The organism is Streptomyces sp. NPDC026394 (genome assembly GCF_055567735.1).
Genome location: NZ_JBVHPX010000015.1, coordinates 12,464 through 32,878 on the forward strand (window position 1 = coordinate 12,464; position 20,415 = coordinate 32,878).

Annotated in this window: 18 protein-coding genes; 3 read left to right on the forward strand and 15 right to left on the reverse strand. The window is 74.5% G+C overall.

Annotation, left to right across the window (positions count from 1 at the left end):
- Window positions 1–42: 42 nt before the first annotated feature.
- From ACZ4QV_RS29125 to ACZ4QV_RS29135, 3 genes are all read right to left on the reverse strand, one after another.
- The gene (locus tag ACZ4QV_RS29125) at window positions 43–1,449 is read right to left on the reverse strand and encodes a hypothetical protein (RefSeq protein WP_467763590.1); all 1,407 of its coding nucleotides are present in this window, start codon (window positions 1,447–1,449) and stop codon (window positions 43–45) included.
- A gap of 92 nt (window positions 1,450–1,541) precedes the next feature.
- Window positions 1,542–1,991 carry a hypothetical protein gene (locus tag ACZ4QV_RS29130; RefSeq protein WP_361155323.1) on the reverse strand — a complete coding sequence of 150 codons (450 nt, stop codon included), beginning with the start codon at window positions 1,989–1,991 and terminating at the stop codon, window positions 1,542–1,544.
- 113 nt (window positions 1,992–2,104) lie between these two features.
- Complete coding sequence (locus ACZ4QV_RS29135; protein WP_361587981.1) at window positions 2,105–2,941, reverse strand: hypothetical protein; 837 nt, start codon at window positions 2,939–2,941, stop codon at window positions 2,105–2,107.
- Between the two features lie 325 nt (window positions 2,942–3,266).
- Between ACZ4QV_RS29135 and ACZ4QV_RS29140 the strand changes: the two genes are divergently transcribed.
- Genes ACZ4QV_RS29140 through ACZ4QV_RS29150 form a run of 3 tightly spaced genes read left to right on the forward strand, consistent with a single transcriptional unit; the run spans window position 3,267 to window position 5,950 of the window.
- Window positions 3,267–4,169: an aminoglycoside phosphotransferase family protein gene (locus ACZ4QV_RS29140; protein ID WP_361587983.1), complete on the forward strand. Its 903-nt coding sequence runs from the start codon at window positions 3,267–3,269 to the stop codon at window positions 4,167–4,169.
- Complete coding sequence (locus ACZ4QV_RS29145) at window positions 4,166–5,683, forward strand: amidase (protein WP_361587985.1); 1,518 nt, start codon at window positions 4,166–4,168, stop codon at window positions 5,681–5,683. Before ACZ4QV_RS29140 ends, ACZ4QV_RS29145 begins: the two co-directional genes overlap by 4 nt.
- 39 nt (window positions 5,684–5,722) lie before the next feature.
- Window positions 5,723–5,950: a hypothetical protein gene (locus ACZ4QV_RS29150; protein ID WP_361587987.1), complete on the forward strand. Its 228-nt coding sequence runs from the start codon at window positions 5,723–5,725 to the stop codon at window positions 5,948–5,950.
- Between the two features lie 49 nt (window positions 5,951–5,999).
- Here the strand turns inward: ACZ4QV_RS29150 and ACZ4QV_RS29155 are convergent, their stop codons facing one another.
- The 12 genes from ACZ4QV_RS29155 to ACZ4QV_RS29210 all read right to left on the reverse strand — a co-directional run bounded on the left by ACZ4QV_RS29155 (window position 6,000) and on the right by ACZ4QV_RS29210 (window position 20,336).
- A complete protein-coding gene (locus ACZ4QV_RS29155; protein WP_361155332.1) occupies window positions 6,000–6,530 on the reverse strand; it encodes a pyridoxamine 5'-phosphate oxidase family protein in 531 nt (176 codons plus the stop codon).
- A gap of 2 nt (window positions 6,531–6,532) precedes the next feature.
- On the reverse strand, window positions 6,533–8,050 hold the full coding sequence (locus ACZ4QV_RS29160) for a purine-cytosine permease family protein (RefSeq protein WP_361587989.1): 1,518 nt from the start codon (window positions 8,048–8,050) through the stop codon (window positions 6,533–6,535).
- Between the two features lie 257 nt (window positions 8,051–8,307).
- Window positions 8,308–9,369: an ROK family protein gene (locus ACZ4QV_RS29165; protein WP_361614416.1), complete on the reverse strand. Its 1,062-nt coding sequence runs from the start codon at window positions 9,367–9,369 to the stop codon at window positions 8,308–8,310.
- A gap of 23 nt (window positions 9,370–9,392) precedes the next feature.
- A complete protein-coding gene (locus tag ACZ4QV_RS29170; RefSeq protein WP_467763591.1) occupies window positions 9,393–10,514 on the reverse strand; it encodes an iron-containing redox enzyme family protein in 1,122 nt (373 codons plus the stop codon).
- Window positions 10,515–11,516, reverse strand: coding sequence for a 2,3-diaminopropionate biosynthesis protein SbnA (gene sbnA / locus ACZ4QV_RS29175; RefSeq protein WP_361614411.1), 1,002 nt, complete (start codon window positions 11,514–11,516; stop codon window positions 10,515–10,517).
- Window positions 11,513–13,237 (reverse strand): GMC family oxidoreductase, encoded by a 1,725-nt coding sequence (locus ACZ4QV_RS29180; protein ID WP_361155342.1) that lies wholly within the window; start codon window positions 13,235–13,237, stop codon window positions 11,513–11,515. The genes sbnA and ACZ4QV_RS29180 overlap by 4 nt, the downstream gene beginning before the upstream one ends.
- The gene (locus tag ACZ4QV_RS29185) at window positions 13,215–14,771 is read right to left on the reverse strand and encodes a GMC family oxidoreductase N-terminal domain-containing protein (protein ID WP_361614407.1); all 1,557 of its coding nucleotides are present in this window, start codon (window positions 14,769–14,771) and stop codon (window positions 13,215–13,217) included. The genes ACZ4QV_RS29180 and ACZ4QV_RS29185 overlap by 23 nt, the downstream gene beginning before the upstream one ends.
- Window positions 14,768–15,130 carry a hypothetical protein gene (locus ACZ4QV_RS29190; protein ID WP_361587998.1) on the reverse strand — a complete coding sequence of 121 codons (363 nt, stop codon included), beginning with the start codon at window positions 15,128–15,130 and terminating at the stop codon, window positions 14,768–14,770. The genes ACZ4QV_RS29185 and ACZ4QV_RS29190 overlap by 4 nt, the downstream gene beginning before the upstream one ends.
- Entirely contained in the window at window positions 15,127–16,593 is a 1,467-nt protein-coding gene (locus ACZ4QV_RS29195; protein ID WP_361155347.1) for an aspartate aminotransferase family protein, read from the reverse strand. Before ACZ4QV_RS29195 ends, ACZ4QV_RS29190 begins: the two co-directional genes overlap by 4 nt.
- On the reverse strand, window positions 16,586–18,031 hold the full coding sequence (locus ACZ4QV_RS29200) for an NAD(P)/FAD-dependent oxidoreductase (RefSeq protein ID WP_361588002.1): 1,446 nt from the start codon (window positions 18,029–18,031) through the stop codon (window positions 16,586–16,588). Before ACZ4QV_RS29200 ends, ACZ4QV_RS29195 begins: the two co-directional genes overlap by 8 nt.
- Complete coding sequence (locus ACZ4QV_RS29205) at window positions 18,028–19,038, reverse strand: glycosyltransferase family 2 protein (RefSeq protein WP_361614405.1); 1,011 nt, start codon at window positions 19,036–19,038, stop codon at window positions 18,028–18,030. The genes ACZ4QV_RS29200 and ACZ4QV_RS29205 overlap by 4 nt, the downstream gene beginning before the upstream one ends.
- A gap of 62 nt (window positions 19,039–19,100) precedes the next feature.
- A complete protein-coding gene (locus ACZ4QV_RS29210; protein WP_361155352.1) occupies window positions 19,101–20,336 on the reverse strand; it encodes a DegT/DnrJ/EryC1/StrS family aminotransferase in 1,236 nt (411 codons plus the stop codon).
- Window positions 20,337–20,415: the final 79 nt, after the last annotated feature.

The following is a 20,415-nucleotide window of genomic DNA, read 5'->3' on the forward strand; positions in this document are numbered from 1 at the left end:
CGGTTCCGGACGAGGCTATATGAAAATGAATCCCATTACGAGCTAAGGGTCGCGGCGTCCCGGACGGGGTGACGGCCGCGGGCCGGGCAGGGCGGCCATCTCCTCGTCCAGCTCGGGGTACGGGATGACGTGCCCGCGGCCGAAGCTCTTGTAGGCCGCCGGGCGGTTGCGGCGCCCCGCGTTGTTGGCGTGGCAGATCTCGCGGCGCCCGCACTGCGCGCAGTACAGGCTGGCGACGAACGGTGACAGGGTGACCGGGCCCGCCGGACTGAGGGCGTACACCGTGTCGTCGGCGACCGGGGCCGGGCAGGAGAAGGTCATGCGGTCGAAGTCCGGGTGGTCGCCCATCAGATGGTCCGCCACGACCTCGAACGTGCCGGTGCGGCGCTGGTAGGCGCACGAGACGGTGAGCAGCCAGGGCAGCCCGGTCAGGAACTGGGCGGACATCAGTGCCTGTTCGAGGGTGAGCTGATGCTCGGCGACGCGCAGGGCGGCCTCCTCCTGCGTCCGCGGCTTGTCGCCGTGCGAGGTGCGGTTGCGTTCGCCCTTGAGGCGGTCGAGGAGCTGGGCGAGCCCGGGATCGTCCGGCCGGGCCGCCATGTCGGAGTCGTCCCGGAGCGCCTCCGCCAGGCCGGGGATCACGTCCGTGCGCTCCCGCGCGACCTTGCACAGGTGGTGGAGCCAGACCGTCCAGGTGCCGAAGGTGGTGCCCGTGCCGGCGAGGGCGGTACGCAGCTCCGCGAGGTTGCGCTCACCGGCGCCGTGCGCCGTGAGCAGTCCCGCCGCGGTGACGGCGACGGCGGCGGCGAGCGTCTCGCCGGCTTCGAGCAGCGCCTCGTGGCGGTCTTTGGGAGTGTGCGCCCGCTGCATCTCGTGCACGGTCCGGGCCACGGGGTGCGGGAAGGCCCGGCGGGCGGCGGCCAGCGGGTCGGGGGACGGCGGGTACGCGGACTCGGGGCGGGCGGGTCCGTGGGGCGGCGGTGGGGGCGTGCGTCTCGGCGCGGTGGTGCGAGGGGGTGGCGGGTCGGTGCGGGGAGCTGGGGTGGTGCGAGGGGGAGGGGCGGTGTGGAAGGACGCGGTGGTGTGAGCGGGTGGGGCGGTGCGCGGGGCCGTGGCCGGGGCCGGGGTCACGCCGGGTGACGGCTTCGGGTGGCTCGGCCGGTCGCGCCACCGCCACTTGCGGATGCCCAGCCGGATCCAGGCAGGCACCACCCCGAAGAGCAGCGTGAAGGTGAGCACCGCGAGCAGGGTGTCCAGCCAGCGGGGCAGACCGCTCGTCTGCTCCTTGCTCGTGCCGATGCTGAGCGCCGCCAGGACGGCGAAACCGACGGTGAGCCAGAAGGCCCAGTCCCGGTGCAGCGGCGCGTCGTACAGCCGGAGCACGGTGTTGTACCGCCGCGGCGACGGCTGCGGCGGACCCGACGGCGCACGGCCGGTGGCCCTGGTCATGTACCCATAGTGCCTGTGTGGCGTGGGTCACAGCCAGCCCTGTGGATAACCCCCTTGGGGAACATCGGTACGGCCGTATCCGGGGTGAACCGCTACGAGTTCTGGATCCCCGTGCCGTGCGGCCGGGCACCGGTCCGGCCCCGCCCCGAGCGCCGTGACGAGGTCTGACGGTCGGACAGCGCGCAGCCGTGGGACGTCAGGCTGCTCCGGCCCGGCCTCCGCGACGACCGTGAGGCGAGCGGGGGCTCGATGTCGGCGGTCTCCTCCGGCCGGCGCCTCAGCTTCGACTTGAGACTGGTCAGTCCGCTTTTGACGTACGGCGCGGCCTTCACCGCAGCGGCCCCCAGTGCGACGCCCGCGCCGAGGATCACCAGAGCCGTCTTGGTCCCGTCGAACAGCACGGCGTGCGTGACGAGCTTGTTGTCGTCGTCCAGCGCCAGCGGGCTCTTTCCGCCCGGGGTGCTCGACTGCGAGAGGTGTGTGCCGGTGGGACGCTGCACCAGCATCAGTTCCCAGTTCGAGTCACCCCGGTCGAAATCCATGACGCGACAGTAGAGGCGACCGGGCACGCCGCGGCCCGGAATGCCGCGTTCTCCATCACCGCGTAGCCGCGCAGCGACGGTCCCGGCGGGTCCGGGCCGCCCCGGGAGCAGAGCTACCGCTCCTGGCGGTCCGGGCTTTCGTACGCCGGGCTTCCGTAGGCGGGCCTGCCGTAGCCGGGGCTGGCGTACTCGGGGCTGGCGTATTCCGGGCTGCCGTATTCGGGAGCGGAGTAGCCGGGCCGGGTACGGGCGCGGGGCGCCGGTGCTGCTGTCGGGGCGGTACGGGCCTCTTCCTCTTGGGCGCGGATACGGTCCAGCAGGAACGGCAGGACGCCGCGCTCCAGCAGCGCGCGCTGCCAGGCCGCGCGGGCCCGCGCCACCTCGGACTCCAGGTCCCGCGCACCGGTACCGGCATCGGCGCCAGGACCCGGGGCCGGGCCGCCGTCCGCGGTCGTCGCCGAGCGGTTGCGGGCCGCGGTCACCAGCATCCAGGCCAGTCCGGCCACGGTCGCCGCCGCCGCGATGCCCGCGGCGAGCCAGCCCGCGTACACCAGCTCGTCGGCGAACTGCCGGTGGAAGCCGACGAGCCGCATGCCGAAGCCGATCGCGAGGAAGAGGACGGCGGCCACCGCTCCCAGGCTCGGTACCAGGACGGCGAGGGCGGGCAGCAGGCCGCCGCCGGAGTCCGCGGCCGTACGGGACCGTGGGTGTGTCTCGTCGGGCGGCGCGCCGTGCGCGGAGCGTAGCCGGGCGTACGTCTCGTACTCGGGTGCCGCCGCGGCGCAGAGGGCGTCGCGTGCCCGGTGGGCCTGGGTGCGCAACTGTTCCCGGCCGGCGGTTCCCGGGACGCGGCGCATCGCCTCCCTGACCTCCGGGGAGTCGAGTGCCTGGCCGAGGGCGTGCGCGAAGGCGGCGGCCACCTCGGTCCGTAGGGAGTCGGTGCCTGGCATGGGATCCCCCCGGCGGATCGGTGCGCTCCCGCGCAGCGCTGATTAAGTTGCTGGATTGCGCAACTGTACAACTCCGTAGGGTGGTGACCGTTCCGACGCTGCCGACTTCCGGCCATTCGGCAGCCCGTCGGCTGTCCGCAATCCCCGGATCGGGTGGCCGGCCACGGCCGGGTGAACCGTGCCGCGCGCGACCCGTGCCGGGTCGCGCGTTGACGGGCCGGTCGAACTTTCGACCGAGAGGGCGCCCGCGTGGGACCGTGACGGACGGTCCGCGGGCCTCGTTCTGCGAGCACCCGTCCGAACCGGCGTCAACCGAGGAGGAACTGTGCCAACCGTCCCGAACCCCGTCGCCGCCTGGGCCCGCAGCCGGGCCGGCGGTGAGATCACCGAGGTCCGCGACGTCTCGCGGCAGCGGGCCGGCGCGCGGGTGTGGGAGCTGACGCGCGCGGACGCGGCCCGGTTCTTCCTCAAGGTGGCGCCGACGCCGGACCGCTACACGCGTGAGACGCACGCGTACCGGCACGCCGTCCCCGCCCTCGGCCACGCGCACGCGCCGGTCCTCGTCGACAGCGACCCGGGCCGCCTCGCGCTGCTGCTCACCGCCGCGCCGGGGTCCGGTCTGCCCGCTTCCGCGCCCGGCCGTGCCGACCGTACGGAGCTGTACCGGCAGGCGGGCGGGCTGCTGCGCCGACTGCACGACGTGTGCGGCCCGGCGGGCGCGGCGGGCCCGGTGGGCGGCGCGGACCGGTGGGCCGCCGGCCGGCACGCCGCCGCCGAGGAGCAGGTGGCGCAGTTGACGGACGCGGGGGTGCTCGACGCGGCGGAGCGGCGGTTCGTCCTGGACCGGGCCGCGGTGCTCCACCTGCTCCCGCCGCTGCCCGCGGGCTTCCTGCACGGCGATGTCGGCGAGCACCACTTCCTCTGGGACGCGGCGGGCCGCCGCCTGGCGCTCGCCGGGTTCGCGCAGGCGCGGCTGGGGTGCGCGGCGGAGGATCTCGTACGGGTGGCGTACGGCGCGTGCCTGCGTGATCCGGCCCTGCGCGCCGCCTTCCTGCGCGGTTACGGGCGGGAGCTGACGGACGCGGAGCGGTACGCGCTGCCGGCGCTGGCCGCGCTGGACGCCGTGGAGGTGTGGGCGCGCGGCCTGCGGACGGGCGACGAGGAAGCCGTCGGGCGGGCCCGGGGGGTGGTGGGTGCGCTGATGGACGGTGTTGGGTTGCGGGTATGAGTGGTGACAACGACCTCACCGACGCCGCCGACACCGGCACCGGCCGCACTTCCGCCGCCACCGGCCTCACCGGTACCGACGCCGACATCACCGGCCTCACCTACACCGACGCCACCGACCTGGCCGCCCGCATCCGCCGCCGCGAGGTGTCCGCGCGGGAGGTCGTACAGGCCCACCTGGACCGCATCGAGCGCGTCAACCCACGCGTGAACGCCCTCGTCTCCCTCGATCCCGAAGGCGCGATGGCGGCCGCCGCGGCCGCCGACGAGCACCTGGCGCGCGGCGGGACGGCCGGGCCCCTGCACGGGCTGCCCATCGCCTTCAAGGACACCCACCTCACCCGCGGCATGCGCACCACGTACGGCTCGCCGCTGCGCGCGGACAGCGTCCCCGACGAGGACGAACTGCTCGTCCAGCGCATCCAGGCCGCCGGGGCGATCCGCATCGCAAAGACCAACGTGCCGGAGTTCGGCGCCGGTTCGCACACCTTCAACCCCGTCTTCGGTGTGACCCGCAACCCGTACGACCTCACCCGCTCGGCGGGTGGCAGCAGCGGCGGTGCGGCGGCCGCGCTGGCCGCCGGGCTGCAACCCCTCGCCGACGGCTCCGACATGGGCGGTTCGCTGCGCAACCCCGCCTCGTTCTGCAACGTCGTCGGGCTGCGCCCCACCCCCGGCCGGGTGCCGTCGTACCCGGCGTGGAATCCGTGGGACACGCTGACCGTGCCCGGCCCGATGGCCCGTACGGTCGTCGACGCCGCGCTGCTGCTCTCGGTCATGGCGGGGCCCGATCCGCGGTGCCCGGTGAGTCTGGAGGGACCGGGGGAGCCGTTCCGGGAGCCGCTGGAGCGTGACCTCGCCGGGCTGCGCGTGGCCTGGACGCCCGATCTGGGCGGCCGGGTGCCGGTCGACGCCGAGGTGCGGGAGGTGCTGGAGCCGCAGGCGGAGGTGTTCCGGCAACTGGGCTGCCGGGTCGAGGCGGACTGCCCGGACCTGGACGGGGCCGACGACGTGTTCCGCATCCTGCGGGCCCACCACTTCGACCTCGCGCTCGGCGCTGCGCTCGACGCGTCCCGCGAAGCCCTGAAACCGAGCCTCGCGTGGAACATCGAGCAGGGCCGCCGCCTGACCGGCCCCGACCTGGCCCGCGCGACGGCCTGCCGCGCGCGGCTGCATCTGAGCGCCGTCGACTTCTTCACCCGGTACGACGTGCTGCTGGCGCCGGTGTCCCAGGTCGCGCCGTTCGACGCGGCGGCGGAGTATCCGGCCACGGTCGCGGGGGAGCCGCAGCACACCTACATCGACTGGATGCGGTCGGCCTACTTCGTGTCCGTACTGGGCGTGCCCGCCCTGTCCGTACCGGCGGGCTTCACCCCGGACGGCCTCCCGGTGGGCCTCCAGATCGTCGGCCCGCCGCGCGCCGACCTGGCCGTCCTGCGGGTCGGTGCCGCCTACGAAGCGGCTACGGGGCACGGCCGACACCATCCGGACATCCTTGGCAAGATCGCCACCTGAGCCCGCCGCCGGTCACTTCTCATCCTTAGAATCACCCTCATGAGCGAGGGGGAGCGTGCGGAGCAGCTCGGCAACCGGGCGGCCCGCATCACGGTGTCCGTGGTGTGTGCCGTTCTGGTGGTGGGCCTGGCCCTGTTGCTGGCCTGGTGGTGGGGGCTGTGGGTCCCCTGGTTCGCGTGGCTGTCGACGAAGCTGGCCGTCAAGGCCGCCGTCCTCGGGCCGATCGCACTCGTGGGACTGCTTGCCTGGCGGCGTAAGTGCCTCTGAGGAGCTGCCCGTTCGCGTCGTCCTGAGACCGCCGGCCCGGATCGCCGTCTCACCCCGGTTCGTACGCCTTCGCCCACGCCGTGGTGAACGGAAAGGTGACCCGGTGGGGCACCGTGGTGCCGTGGACCGGGTGGGGGTCGGGGGTGAGGGCCGAGTAGGCGTGGACGGTGGCGCAGTAGAAGCGCTTGGGGGAGCCGCCCTGGAACTCGGCGGGTTGGCGGGCCTTGCGGGCGCGGACGGCGGGGTCGGGGTAGCGGCGGGCGTAGAAGACCGCGAGGGCCGTCGGCAGGTCGGCCGGGGCGAGGGCGTGGGCGGTGCCTTCCCCGTAGAGGGCCTGCGCCTCGGCGTCGGACACCTGGGAGTCGAAGACCAGGACCGAGACGGCGGGGTTGGCCGCGATGTTGCGGGAGTGCGCCGCGTCCGACGCGGACCACCAGTAGAAGTGGTCCGCGTCGTCCCAGGCATAGGTGACGGGGACGGCCCAGGGGGTGCCGTCGGGTCCGGCGGTCCCGAGGGTGAGGTAGCGGTTGGTGTGCAGGAGGCGGGCCGCCTCGGCACGTAAGTCGGGGGTGGTGGACATGGTCAGGAGCCTTCCTGGGGGAGGGCGTGGGCGGGGGCCGTGGTGGCGAGGGTGTCGGGCGCGGTGCGGCGGCGGGCGATGAGCCAGTACGCGACGCCGGGGATCAGCAGGCCCACGGCCCAGGAGAGGTCTATCCCGTCGAGGGCCGCGGCGACCGGCCCGGTGTAGGCCGAGGTGTGCATGAAGGGGATCTCCAGCGCGAAGCTGACGGCGTAGACCAGGACGGCCGGGCCGTTGACGCGTCCGTACACGCCGCCGCCGGGGGCGAAGAAGGACGGTACGTGGTAGTGGCCGCGCCGGATCAGGTAGTAGTCGACGAGGTTGATGGCGGTCCACGGGATCAGGACGTACTGGAGGATCGCCAGGAAGTCGGTGTACGAGGCGAGGAAGGTGTCCTGGAAGGCGAGGGCCAGCGTCAGGCCGAGGGCGAGCGGTCCCGCGATCAGCGCCGTACGGGCCGGTCGGCCCGGCAGCCAGTCGTGCCGGAACGTCTGGGCGGCGGTCACCAGGCACAGGGAAGTGCCGTACAGGTTCATCGAGTTGACGTGGACGACGATGACGGCGAAGGAGCACAGGACGACCGCGGACAGGGTGCCGCCGAGGACGGTGTCCAGTCCGGCGATCGCGTCGTCGGCCACCGCCAGGGCCATCACGATGCCGAGGAACATCGGCAGCACGCTGCCCAGGACGCTGCCCCAGTAGGTGAACCACAGGGTGGAGCGGCGGGACGCGGCGTGTGCGGGCATGTAGCGGGTGTAGTCCGAGACGTACGGGGCGTAGGTGATCTGGAGCAGGATGCCGATCGCGGTCATGCCGACGAAGCCGGAGAGGGTGAAGCCGGTGGCGTTCGTGGCGCGTTCGAGGACGCCGGGGGCCATGAACACCCGTACGGCGCACAGGGCGAGCAGCGCGAGGGTGACGACGGTGGCCCAGCGCCCGACCCGGTGGATCAGGCGGTAGCCGACGACCGCGACGACCAGCCCGGCCAGCGCGCACAGCACCAGCCAGCCGGAGGTGGCCACGGCGGGCACCGACCGGTTCAGCGCCTGCCCGGCGATGACCAGGTTGGACGCGAACCAGCCCGCGTACATGAAGACGACCACGAGCGTGACGAGCAGCGAACCGTGGCTGCCGAACTGGCCGCGGCTCTGGATCATCTGGGGAACCCCGAGCCGCGGGCCCTGCGCCGCGTGCAGCGCCATCAGGAAACCGCCGAGCAGGTTGCCGAGGGTCACGGCGGCGACGGCGGGCCACAGGCCGAGGCCGAAGACGAGCGGGGCGATGGTGCCGGAGACGATGGTCAGCGGGCTGATGTTGGCGGCGAACCAGACGGCGAACAGGTCGCGCGGGCGGCCGTGCCGTTCGGTCTCCGGCACGGCGTCGACGGTGCGGCCCTCGACGAGGTGGTGGGCCTGGCCGCCGGGCCCGGCGTGGGGGCCGGTTCCGGCGGATTCCGGGGCGGCGGTGGGGCGGGGGGCTCCGGAACCGGAGGGGCCGGCGCCGGAGACGGGGTGCTTCATGGTCGGGACCCTTTCAGGGGAGGAGAACCCGGCGGGGGAAAGCGAACCCGATGGACGGCCCTCGGGGACGGTCCGCCGCGCCCACTGCGGTGTACATGCCCGTTTCCCCCGCGTCCGCCGCGCCGCGGGCAGACCTGGTCAGCGGGGGCCGCACGGCCGGTCAGGGCCGGGTCGGCAGCCGACGCGGGTGTGCGGCTGGGGCGGGCTGTGCCCGCGTACGGGCACGGACACGACCGCTTGTGCCCGGCCGTGGACGCTCATGTCCGTACGCCTTCGTGGGCGTGGAGGAGGTCCCAGGCCAGCAGTCCGGCGCCGATCCGGCCCGCCCGTTCACCCAGCCGGGCGAAGACGAGGTCGGGCAGCGCCTGGAAGGCGGCCCGCTGTTCGAGGCCGCGCCGCAGCGGCGCACGCAACTGCTCACCCGCCTGGCTGAGCCCGCCGCCCAGCACCAGGACGGCCGGGTCGAAGAGCGTGACCGCCGCCAGCAGCGTCCGGGCCATCGCGTCGGCCGCCTCCTCCCACACCTGTACGGCCACCGGGTCGCCGGCCGCCGCGCGCCGCGCCACCTCCTCGGCGCCGGAGACCGGGGGCAGGGCGCCGCACCGCTGGTTGTAGCGGCGGGCCACGGCGACGCCGCCCGCGATGGTGTCCAGGCAGCCGCGCTGGCCGCACGGGCACGCGTCGCCGTCCGGCCGGGTGACGACGTGCCCGACCTCCGCCGAGCGCCAGTGGCTGCCCGGGAACGGCTTCCCGTCCAGCAGCAGCGCGCCGCCCACCCCCGTACCGACGGGCACGAACAGGACGACCCGGTGGCCGCGCCCGGCGCCCAGCCGCGCTTCGGCGAGGCCGCCGGAGCGTACGTCGTGCCCGAGGGCGACCGGCAGGCCGAGGCGCTCGGCCGCCAGCCGCCGCAGCGGCAGGTCGCGCCACTGGATGGAGGCGGAGAACACGACGGTGCCCGCGTCCTCGTCCACCAGCCCGCAGGAGGCGATGCCCACCGCGCGGACGTCCTCGCCCGCGTCGCGGGCCACGGCCAGGGCCTCGGCGGCGTGGTCGAGGACGGCGCCCAGGACGGCGTCGGGGCCGTCCGCGCTCCGGGTCGGGCAGCGGCTCTCGTGCCGGACCGTGCCGTCGGCGGCGACCAGCGCGGACTTGACGAAGGTGCCGCCGATGTCGAGGCCGAGGGTGCAGCCACCGGGCCCGCCGGGCCCGCCGTTCACCCGGCCGGGTCCCGGTGGGGTGAGGATCGTGCCGGGCAGGGTCAGTACGGCGTCGGCCGCCCCCGCCTGCTGGTGGGCGCTCCGGTCCGGGTCCGTCATGCTTCCTCCGATCGCAGCCGGCCTCAGTGGTCCTGGGGCCGCGGCGCGCGTTCGCTCCGCGAGCCCATGGTCTCCAAGTGACGCCGGATACGGTCGTACTGCCGCACGCCCGTGTCGACCGCGAGGTGCGCCCCGTACAGGGCAGCCCGTACCTCCGGGGGTGTGAGGCGGGGGCGCTGGGCGCGCAGCCCGTCGCACAGTTCCCGGCTGTGGCGGGGATCGATGCGGGTGTGGGCGGTGTAGTACACGCGGGTGGCGTCGTCGTGGATGCCCACCCGCGTCATTCCCTCCAGGAGGAGGGTGAAGTGCGGCTCGACCCAGCTTTCGAAGACGAGGAAGCAGCCGTATGCGGCCTGCACGCGCGCCGGGCGCAGCAGCAGCGCGGCGAACAGGTTCGAGGTCGGCTTGGCGAACCAGGGGTGGGCGCGGCGGTACCGGGCCAGCGCTTCCCACCCGGCGGGGGAGCCGAGCTGGCGGCGCAGCCAGTACGTGTGGAAGTTCTCCAGCCGCCCGCGTCCGCACTCGTCCCACAGGTTGGCCGCCGCGACGGCCTTCTGCTGTCCCTGGAGGCCGACGACGAGCAGGGCGACCTCGTCGTCCACGACTTCGTTGCGGATCAGTTCACAGCGCAGGAAGTACTCGATCTGCTCGCGGGTGGCGTCGGCGGCGAGGAAGCGGAAGAGGGGGTGGGAGGCGCCGGGGTTGTCGGCGGCCAGCGCTTCCAGGTGGTCGGCGGCCGCTTCCTGGGTCGGCAGGGCCGGTACGGGCCCGGGGGCGCAGCCGTACGTCAGGAACTCGTGCTCCAGCCGGGTGCGCGCCGCGTACAGGGCGATCTCCAGGTCGTCGTCGGGGGCGTGGGCGGCCGGGCCGTCGCGGTAGCCGAAGGAGTGGGCGTAGAGGGTGGCCAGGTGGTCGTGGAGGAAGCGGCCGTGGGCCTCGGGGTCGGCGCGCAGGCGGGCGAGGTGCGCGGCCTGGGCGGGCGGGGGAGCGGCCAGGAAGCGGACGAGCGCGGGGTCGAGGGAGCGGAAGGGGTGGACGGGGGGCCAGTACAGGTCCTGGAGGCCGTCGGCGTCCTCCGGGGCGGCGTGCGTGGCGGAGGCCGGGGCGGCGGCGGGGGCCGGGACGGCGTCGGCGGGCGGGTTCATTCAACGCACCTCCTCTGGGGCGGACTGCGCGGTGCCGGGCATCCGGGGGCGGCCGGTCGTCGCGGCGCCGAAGTGCTCGGTGACCCAGACGTCGTCGTACACGGTGTCCAGGTAGCGGTCCCCGAGGTCGGCGGAGAGCGCCACCACGCGGGCGCCCGGCGGGATGCCGGACCGCAGCCGCAGGACGGCGCAGAGCACGGAGCCGGTGGAGCCGCCGACGGCCAGGCCGTGGGAGCGGGCGAGGCGGCGGCACATCCGTACGGCGTCCCGTTCGGGTACGGCGACCACCCGGTGCACGGCGCGCGGACGGCAGAGTTCCGGCACCCGGCTGGTGCCCAGGCCCGGTATGCGGCGGGTGCCGGGCGGTCCGCCGAAGGTCACCGAGCCCTCGGCGTCCACGGCGACCACGGTGGTCCGGGGCGAGCAGCGGCGGAAGTGCGCGGCGCAGCCCATGACGGTGCCGGTGGTGCCGGCGCCGACGAAGAGGTAGTCCACGGTGCGGATCTCGCGCAGCACGGCGGCGGCGGTGCGGGTCGCGTGCACGGCCGGGTTGGCGGCGTTGGCGTACTGGTTGAGCCAGGTCAGGGACGGGTCGAGGTCCAGGGCGCTGCGGATCAGGGCGATCCGGCTGCCGAGATAGCCGCCGTTGCCGTCGGGGGTGTCCACGACGCACACATGGGCACCGAACGCGCGCATCAGCGCGACGCTCTGCCGCGGTACGTGCGGGTCGGTGACGCAGGTGAAGGTGTAGCCCTTGGCCGCGCAGACGGCGCTCAGGGCGATGCCCAGGTTGCCGGAGGAGGACTCGATCAGGGAGCCGCCGGGGCGCAGCAGGCCACGGCGTTCGGCGTCCTCGACCAGGCCGGTGGCGGTCTTGAGCTTGACCGATCCGGCCGGGTTGAGCCCTTCCAGTTTGAGGAAGAGTTCGGCGTGCGGCAGCAGTCCGGGCAGGCGCAGGAAGACGTCGTCGGTGATCAGTTCGTAGGCGTGGTCGACGATCATGTGCCCGCGGTCCCTCCGTCCCCGGGGCCGCCGCCGCGCCCCGCGTCGGAGGCGCGGATGGCACCGGCTTCGCGGCGAGCGTCGGCCGTGGGGACTTCGTACGTCTCCTCCGGAACCTCCGGAGCCCCCGCCACGTCCGGCGCGATGCGCAGCGCGTTGGCGGCGATCGTCAGCGCCGGGTTGACCGCGGCCGACGACGGGAACCAGGAGCTGTCCGCGATCCACAGGTTGTCCAGCTCGTGGGCCTTGCACCCCGGGTCGACGACGCTGGCCGCCGGGTCGGACCCGGCCACCGCCGTGCCGCACTGGTGCGAGTTGACCGCGATGCCCAACCGCCGGGTGCGGACCAGGGGGAAGCCCGCACGCCGCATCATCTGTACGGCGCGGCGCGTCAGTCGGCGGTGCGGCGGCAGGTTCCCCGGCCGCCAGTGCACCTCGGTCCGGCCCCCGGGGCCGACGGCCACCCGGTTCTCCGGCACCGGCAGGTCCTCGCTGGTGAGGTACAGGTCGACGCTGCGCCGGGTGGCGGCGGCGAGCAGCGGGCGCGGTGTCCGGGGCCACAGTCCGCCCGCCGACGGGGGACGCAGCTTGCCCAGGGCCTGGATGTTGCCCAGGGGCCCGTGCGAGCCGTCGCCCAGGTACCAGTCGTTGACGCCCAGCGTCTTCTGGAACACCACGTCGTTGGCGTGGCGCGGGTCGACGGCCATGAGGAAGGTGCTGTTGTGCACCATGTAGTTGCGCCCGGCCTGTCCGGACCCGTTCGCCAGACCGGTGGTCCGTACCGGTCCCGTACGCAAGGAGCCGGGCTCCGAACGCAGCAGCAGCGCGGCCGTGTTGACGGCGCCGCAGGCCAGGACGTACCGGTCCGCGCGGATACGCAGCTCACGGCCCTCGTACCGGGCCAGCGCCTCGGTGACCCGCCGTCCGGACGCGCCGGTCACCAGCCGGGTGACCGTGGCCCGGGTGAGCAGCGAGACGTTGCCCGAGGCCAGCGCGGGCCGCAGCGCGCACACGTCGGCGTCGCTCTTGGCCTCGACCAGGCAGGGGAAGCCGTCGCAGGTGCCGCAGCGCAGGCACCGCCCGTCCTCCCGGAGGTCGACGCCGGTGGGCAGGGTGAACGGGGTCAGGCCCTGGTCGCGCAGCGACTCGGCGAGCGCGGCGACCGCGGGTTCGTGGGGGACGGCCGGCCAGGGGTAGTCGCCGGAGCGCCACGGGTCGGTCGGGTCGGCGGCGCGGGTGCCGTGCACCCGGTAGAGGCGTTCGGCGTGCGCGTAGTGCGGTTCGAGCGCGCCGTACGGGAACGGCCAGCCGGGCGAGATGCCTTCGGCGTGCTCCAGCGGCCCGAAGTCGGCCTCGCGGAAGCGCGGCAGGGTGGCGCCGAAGACCTTGGTGTTGCCGCCGACGTAGTAGTGCACGCCGGGGGAGAAGTACCGGCCGGCCGTGGCGTCGTACCAGGGTTCGGCGTTGCGGTAGCGCGCGGCGGTGAAGACGTCGGGCGCCGACCAGTTCTGCCATTCCCGCGGCAGGAAGTCGCCGCGCTCCACGACCAGGACCCGTGCGCCGGTGCCGCGCAGCGCGTACGCGAGGGTCGCGCCGCCCATGCCGGAGCCGAGTACGGCGATGTCGCAGTCCAGGACGGGCCCGGCCGGGCGCAGCAGGCCGCGCGGGCGCCCCGCGGCGTCGGTGGCGTCAGGGGCGTCAGGGGGTGGTGTCGCTGTCACAGTGCCTCCTCGTGGGGACCTGTGGTGCGGAGGAGAGGTGGCGGGCGACGATCTCGTGCGCGAAGGCCATGACCGTGCCCTGGGGGCTGATACCGGACGGCCCCGGCAGCACCGACGCGTCGCACAGCCGGAGATTGGTGAAACCGTACGGTCGGCCGTCCTGGTCGCACACCCCGCCGAGCGCGGGCCGCCCCATCGGGCAGGACGCCATGGCGTGGACGGAGACCAGGTCCCAGCCGCGCGGGTCCGACCGGGCGGCGAACTCCTGCGCCGTACGGTCCGAGCGCAGCACACCCGGGCACGGCGGGTACAGCTCCACGGCCCCCGCCCGGAACAGCAGCCGTGCCGCCCGGCCGAGCGCGAAGCGCAGCAGGCCGTGGTCGTACGGGGTGATCCGATGGCGCAGGAACCGCGCCCCGCCCCCGAGGTGGCGCACGGCGACGCGACCGCTCATCCGTACCTGCACCGTGTACACGGCGACTCTGCCCAGGTCCGCCAGCAGCGCGTCGAGCACCGCCGGGCCGTGTCCGGCGAGGGCCGCCGCCAGTGATCCGGCGGTGAGGTTGGCGGGCATCAGGTGGATGCCCAGCTCGTCGAACTCCCGCACCTGCGCGGTGAAGATGGTGCCCCGCACGGCGTGCAGCGGGTCCGCGAAACGGGCCGCCAGACGGAAATTGACGTGGAACCCCATGGCGCGTCCGGCCCGGCGGCGGTGGATGCCGCTGCGCTGGAGGAGGAGGGCGCTGCCGACGGCCCCGGCGGCGAGGAAGACCGTGCGCGGGCGGTAGTCGATGCGGGTGCGGCCGTCCGGGCTGTGCGTCCCGCCCGGATCATCCGGTCCGTCCGGTCCGCTGAGGGCCGTCACGCCGTGTACGGTCCGGCCGTCGTGCCGGAGCAGGACGGCCCGCGTCCCGGGTTCGATCCGGGCGCCGTACCGCTCGGCCTCCGGCAGGTAGCTGACGAGCATGCTGCGCTTGGCGCCACTCGGGCAGCCGGTCGGGCAGCGGTTGCGGTGCCGGCAGCCGGGGGCAGCTCTTCTGGCGGCGGCCCAGCGCCAGTTCAGGTCGTCGGCGGCGGTGGCCAGCAGCCGGGAGTCCGCGTTGCCGTCGCCGTGCGGCTGCTCGCCGACGCCGAGACGCTCGGACACCGTACGGATGTGCTCCGCCAGCCGGCCGGCGCGGTAGTCGGTGGTGCCCATCACCCGCGCCCAGCGTTGCAGCAGCTCGTCCGGCGGTGCCCACAGGACCCCGCCGTTGACGACCGTGCTGCCGCCCACGCAACGGCCCTCGCCGTACGGGACGACCGGGCTGCCGAAGAGCGGGGTGAGTCCGGCGTCGCGGTAGAGGCGGCGCAGGTTCTCGGCGGGCGCCGAGGCGGCTATCCGGGCGGTGCTCGTCCGGGGCCCTTCCTCCAGGACGACGGTACGGTGACCGGCCCGCGCCAGTTCCAGCGCGGCGACCGCGCCGCCAGCGCCGGAGCCGATGACCAGGGCGTCACAGGGGACGGTGCGGGACGGTGCACGGCGGCGGGTCATGTGTCCGGCTCACCGTCCCGTGCGCTGTCCGGTGCTCCGTCCAGTGCGCCGTACAGCGCGAGGGCGTCGGTGACGGCGAGGAAGCGGCCGAAGCCGGGGAGCCGCGCGAGCCGGTCGTACCCGGCGGCGGGTGCGGAACTCCGCGCCGGAACCAGCCCGGCGACGCGCAGCGCGACCTCGGCGCCGACTCGGTAGGGCCTCGGCAGCCGCTCCAGCGAGCCGCTGACATGCGCGGCGGCGCGCGCGCTCGCGAGGGGCCCGGCGAGTGCCGGGTAGCGGGCCGCCCACAGACGCGGCAGACCGCTGGCGCGCAGTGCCCGCGCCATCCGGCTGCCGTGCCGTGCGCGCGCGCCGCTCACCGCGCCACCGCCTGCTCCCTGGCGTCCTTGCCCCGCATGGGCACATGCTGCGCCAGTACGTCCTTGGCGAAGCGGCCCAGCAGTCGTCCGGCCCCCTGCTCCAGCACCGAGTCCAGCGCCTGGAGGAACACCTCGACCTCGGTCTCCCCGGCGACCAGCGGCGGCGAGGCGATGAGCGGCAGGCCGTGGTTGGAGCCGTAGTAGGCCAGGACGCCGAAGTCGCGGTAGAGAGAGGCGATCACGGCGGCTGTGACGAGCTTGCGGCGGGCCCGCGGATCCCGGGCGAAGGAGGAGGGGACCAGGCGCAGCAGCCGGTCCAGTGCGGGGTTGCCGTCGTTGAGGAACAGGCCGTGCAGTGCGCCCCGCCCGCAGGTGCCGGACACCAGGGAGCGGTGGCGGGCGGCGAGGTCGGCGAGGCCGCCGCCCAGCCGCTCGCCGATCCGCACGGCGCGCGCCGGGTAGTCGTCCTCGACGGCGATGGCGACGGCTTCCAGCGCGGTCGCGGTCTCCTCGCCGAAGCCGTAGTAGGTGGTGCTGTGCAGGGTCGCGTCGGCGAGGTTGTCGTACGCGGCGCGGAATACCGGCTCGCGCGCGACGTAGCCGGAGATGGACGCCTTGCCGCCGCCGAACGACTTCGAGGTGGTCAGGACGTCGGGCAGCAGGCCGGGGTGGCGCATGAAGTGGAAGAGCGTGCCGGTCCGTCCCCAGCCGGTGTACACCTCGTCGAAGACCAGCACGATGTCCCGTTCCGTGCACAGCCGGCGCGCCTCGTACAGGAACTCCGCCGAGCACTCGCGCACGCTCGACGCGCTGAACGGCTCCAGCACCACCGCGTACACGTCGCTTCCGCCGTCCCCGGTGCGGTGCCGTTCCAGGGCGAGGGCGAAGGACTCCAGGTCGTCGTAGGCGAAGTGGTCGGTGCCGGGCAGTCCGGGATAGGGGAAGCCGACCTCGGGGGAGGCGGTGAGGCTGCCCGCGCCGAGGAGCTTGCCGTGGAAGGAGATGTCGCTGTGCAGCACGGTGCCGCGGTGGCCCCGGTGGTACTTGAAGGCGAGCTTCACGGCGCCTTCGACGGCCTCCGCACCGGAGTTGGGGAAGTAGCTGAGGTTCAGGTCGCCGGGGAGCAGCCGGGCCAGGTTGTGGCTGAGTGCGGCGACGTACGGGGACAGGAAGTTCTTGTGGACCTCCATGGCGCGCCGGTCGGCGAAGCGGCGGCGCGCGGCGAGCAGCCGGGGGTGGTTGTGGCCGTGGTTGAGGACACCGATCCCGCCGGTGAAGTCCAGGATGCGCCGCCCGTCGCGCAGGGTGATCCAGCAGCCCTCGGCGTGGTCGACCAGGTCCTGGCCGAAGCCGAAGGAGCCGAGCAGGGAGACCTGGGCGCGGCTGACGTACTGCCGGTAGAGGTCGTGCACCTGGTGGGCGGGCATCCGCTCGCAGTCGTCGACGCTGAACAGCTCAGACATGGTCCGCTCCGGTCCGATGGGTGGTGTGGGCAGGGGCGGGGGCGGTGCCGCCCGTGCGGCGCTCCGCCGTACGGACGCGGTCGGCGATCAGCCGTCCGGCGCGCTGCCCGCCCCGCAGCGCGTAGTTGGTGCCCCGGTCCTCGGGGAAGACCTGGGCCATTCCGGCGAGGTAGAGGCCGGGTACGGCGTTCTCGACGCCGGGCACGGTCCGCGAGTAGTGCCGGGTGATGACCGGCTGCGCGTACCGGGCGCGCCAGACGTGGTGGGCGCGCACCCACTCCGCGCGGAACGCCGGGAACATCCGCCGCAGGTGCGGAAGGCTGTACCGGAAGACCTCCGGGTCGCTCATCCGGTACAGCGCGGCGTCCGCCGGCAGGTACGTGGACAGGTAGACGAGGTGCCGCCCGCCGTAGTGTTCCGGGGCGTCGAGGTTGGTGTGCTCGATGACGCCGACGTACGGGAAGTGCGGGTCGGTGACGTTGAGCCAGTACGTGTCCGACAGCGGCCGGTCGTTCTCCAGCACCAGACAGAGGTTGGCCAGGTACGGGATCGCCGTGAGGCGGCGGCGCAGGGCCGGGGCGGCGGGGTGTGCCGACCGGTCGAGCAGCGCGGCGGCGGGCCCGGGGGCGCAGGTCACCAGCGTGCGCGGGGCGCGCGTCACTTCACCACCGCAGCGCACGCCGCGTACGCCCTCCGGCCCGGTCAGCACCTCCGTCACCGGGCTGCCGGTCCGTATCCGTACGCCCAGCCCGGCCAGCCGGGGCAGCCAGGCGTCCAGCAGGGCGCCGCAGCCCCCGCGCAGGTAGTGCAGCACCTCGCGGCCCGACCGGCTGCGGCTGCCGCCCCGCAGATGCAGCTTGGTCCACATCCAGGTGGCACCGACCTCGGGCGCGTACGGGCCGAACTTGCCTTCCAGCAACGGCCGCCACACCCGGTCGTACACCCGCCGCCCGCCCAGCCCGACCAGCCATTCCTCGGCGGTCAGCGCCTCCAGCTCGCGCCAGTGCCGGACCCGGCCCGCGCGCAGCACGGAACGGCCCAGGCGCAGCCGGTCGGCGGGCGGCAGCGGCGCGAAGCGCAGTACGTCGAGCGGGGTGGAGAGGCGGTGGATGCCGCCCGCGTAGTAGAAGCCGGTGCGGCCGTGGTGGCGCTGGACGAGGTCGGCGCGGCCGAGGGCGGCGCAGAGCCGGAAGATGTCTGTGTCGGAGGCGAACCAGTGGTGGTAGAAGCGCTCCAGTTGCCGGTCGCCGACGGTGAAGGTGCCCGCGAGGCCGCCGACGTGGTCGTCCGCCTCCAGGACCAGGCAGCGCAGCCCGGCGCGGCCGAGTTCGTGGGCGGCGGCCAGGCCGGTGAATCCGGCGCCGACGACGATGACGTCCCAGTCCGCGCCGCCGGGGCTCGTGTCCCGTACCTCCCGGTCGCCGTTAACGGCCGTCACCGCGCGCTCCCGGCGGCCCATGCCTCCCGGGGCCCGGTCACGTCGTCGGCCGTCAGTCCCGTCGGTGCCGGGACGCCGGCCGCCCACCGCTGGAGGACCACGTACGGCGGCCTGCCGCGCACCTCGCGGTGGACCAGCAGCAGGTACTCGCCCAGCACCCCGAGCAGCACCGCCTCGCAGCCGAAGGTCCACGCGGCCAGCGGCACCGGGCGGCGCAGCACGGCCGAGGTCACGGCCGTCCCGCCGAGCCAGGCCAGGCCGACGGCGGCGGGCACCCGGGCCGGGGCCGAGGAGCAGGCGAGCAGGCCGCGCCGGGACAGGCCCGCCATCTTGCGCAGCGTGTACTTCGTCCGGCCGGCGAGCCGCGGCCGCCGCCCGTACTCCAGGCTCGTCTCCGGGAAGCCCGCCCAGCACACCGAGCCGCGCAGGTACAGCTCGCTCTCCGGGAGCAGCGTGAGGGTGCGGACGACTTCGCGGTCCAGCAGCCGGAAGTCGCCGGTGTCGAGGCTGACGGGGTGGTCGGCGACCGCCGCCAGCAGCCGGTAGAAGACGTGCGCGGTGCCGGTCTTGAAGCGGGTCTCGCCCTCCCGGCCGGAGCGCCGCGCGGAGACCACCGGCCAGCCCGCGCGCCAGCGTTCGACCATGTCGGCGATGAGGCCGGGCGGGTCCTGGAGGTCGGCGTCGATGGTCACCACGGCGTCCCCGGCCGCCTCGCGCAGGCCCGCGAGGACGGCCGGCTGGTGCCCGAAGTTGCGGGTCAGCCGCACCAGCCGGATGCGCGCGTCGGCGGCGGCGAGCGCCGTGAGCCGGTCCCACGTCCCGTCCCGGCTGCCGTCGTCCACGTACACGACCTCGTACTCGCACTCCGGCAGGCCGCGCAGTACGGCGCGGAGCCGGCGGTGCGTCTCCCCGATGACGGCCGCCTCGTCGAAGCACGGCACCACCACGCTGACCAGGGGCCTGGCGGCCACGGCGGTGAGCTGCGCGGACGTTCGGGTCGCGGGCATGACGGTCCTTAGGTCGGTGGGTGGCCGGGGGAGGGGAGCGGCGGATCGGACGGTTCGGCCGGTCAGCCGAGCACGTCAGCGACCGTCTCGCGGAACCGTTCGGCGACCTCGGCGACCTCGTCCGTACCGCTGAAGACGTTCACCCCGAAGTCGGCGCCCAGGTAGGTGTCGGAGGTGCCGACGGTCAGCGCCAGCGACCGGCTCAGCACGTCGTCGGTGCGCGGCAGCGCACCCGCCCGCCAGCCGTCCCGCCGCCAGGACTCGGCGGCCGGGCGGAACGGGCAGGAGGAGCCGTCCGGCGCGGCCAGCGCGGCCAGTTCGGGCATGCCGCCGTAGTGGTGCTTGGGCGAGTGCAGCAGCGTCTTGGTGCCGAGCCGCTTCGCGACGGCCTCGGCGTCCGCCCGCTCGTCGAAGACGTGGACCAGGAGGGTCGCGCAGTCGCCCGCCGCGTCGTGCAGGGGGCGGCGGACCAGCCCGTCCCGTACGGGGATCTGCGCCAGCAGTTCGTCCCGCAGCTCCCGGGTACGGGCCAGCACGGCGTCCAGCCGGCCGAGCTGGGCGCGCGCCACGGCCGCCGTCAGCTCCGTCATCCGCAGGTTGAGTCCCCACAGCCGGTCGCCGGGGCCGTCCTCGCGGCGGTACGGGAACCAGCCGTGGTCGTGGAAGCCGTACGCCCGCTGGAAGACCCGCTCGTCGGCGGTGAGCAGGAACCCGCCGTCCCCGCCCGTGATCACCTTGAACATGTTGAGGGAGAAGGCCCCCGCGTGCCCGAAGGTGCCCAGCGCCCGGCCCCGGTACGTACCGCCGCACGCCTGCGCGGCGTCCTCCAGCACCAGCAGCCCGTGCTCGTCCGCGATCCGCCGCAACGCCGCCATGTCACAGGCCGCGCCGAGCATGTGCACCGGCATCAGCGCCTTCGTGCGCGGCGTGATCCGCTGCCGTACGTCGTCGGGGTCGAGGGTCAGCGAGGCGTCCACCTCGGCCAGTACCGGCGTCGCCCCGCTGTACGCCACGGCGGCGAGGCACGCGCCGTACATGTATCCGGGCACGACGATCTCGTCACCGGGTCCGATGCCGAGCGCCGCGAGGCCCGCCTGGAGCGCGGACGTGCCGCTGTTCACGGACAGGCAGTACGGGCTGCCCAGCCGGTGCGCCGCGGCCTGCTCGAACAGCCGGGTCTGGGTGAGGTCACCGAGCGGGTAGGAGTGCGCGGCGGTCGTGCGCGCCCAAGCGTCCAGCACCTGCTGGACGTTGTCGCGCTCCTCGTCACCGAAGAAGGCATAACCGGGTCCGGGCATGGGGGACTCCTCGCAGGAAGACGGGTGGTGCGGTCACCGGCGGCTTCCCTCGGCCCGCGGGGACGCCGCGCGGCCTGCC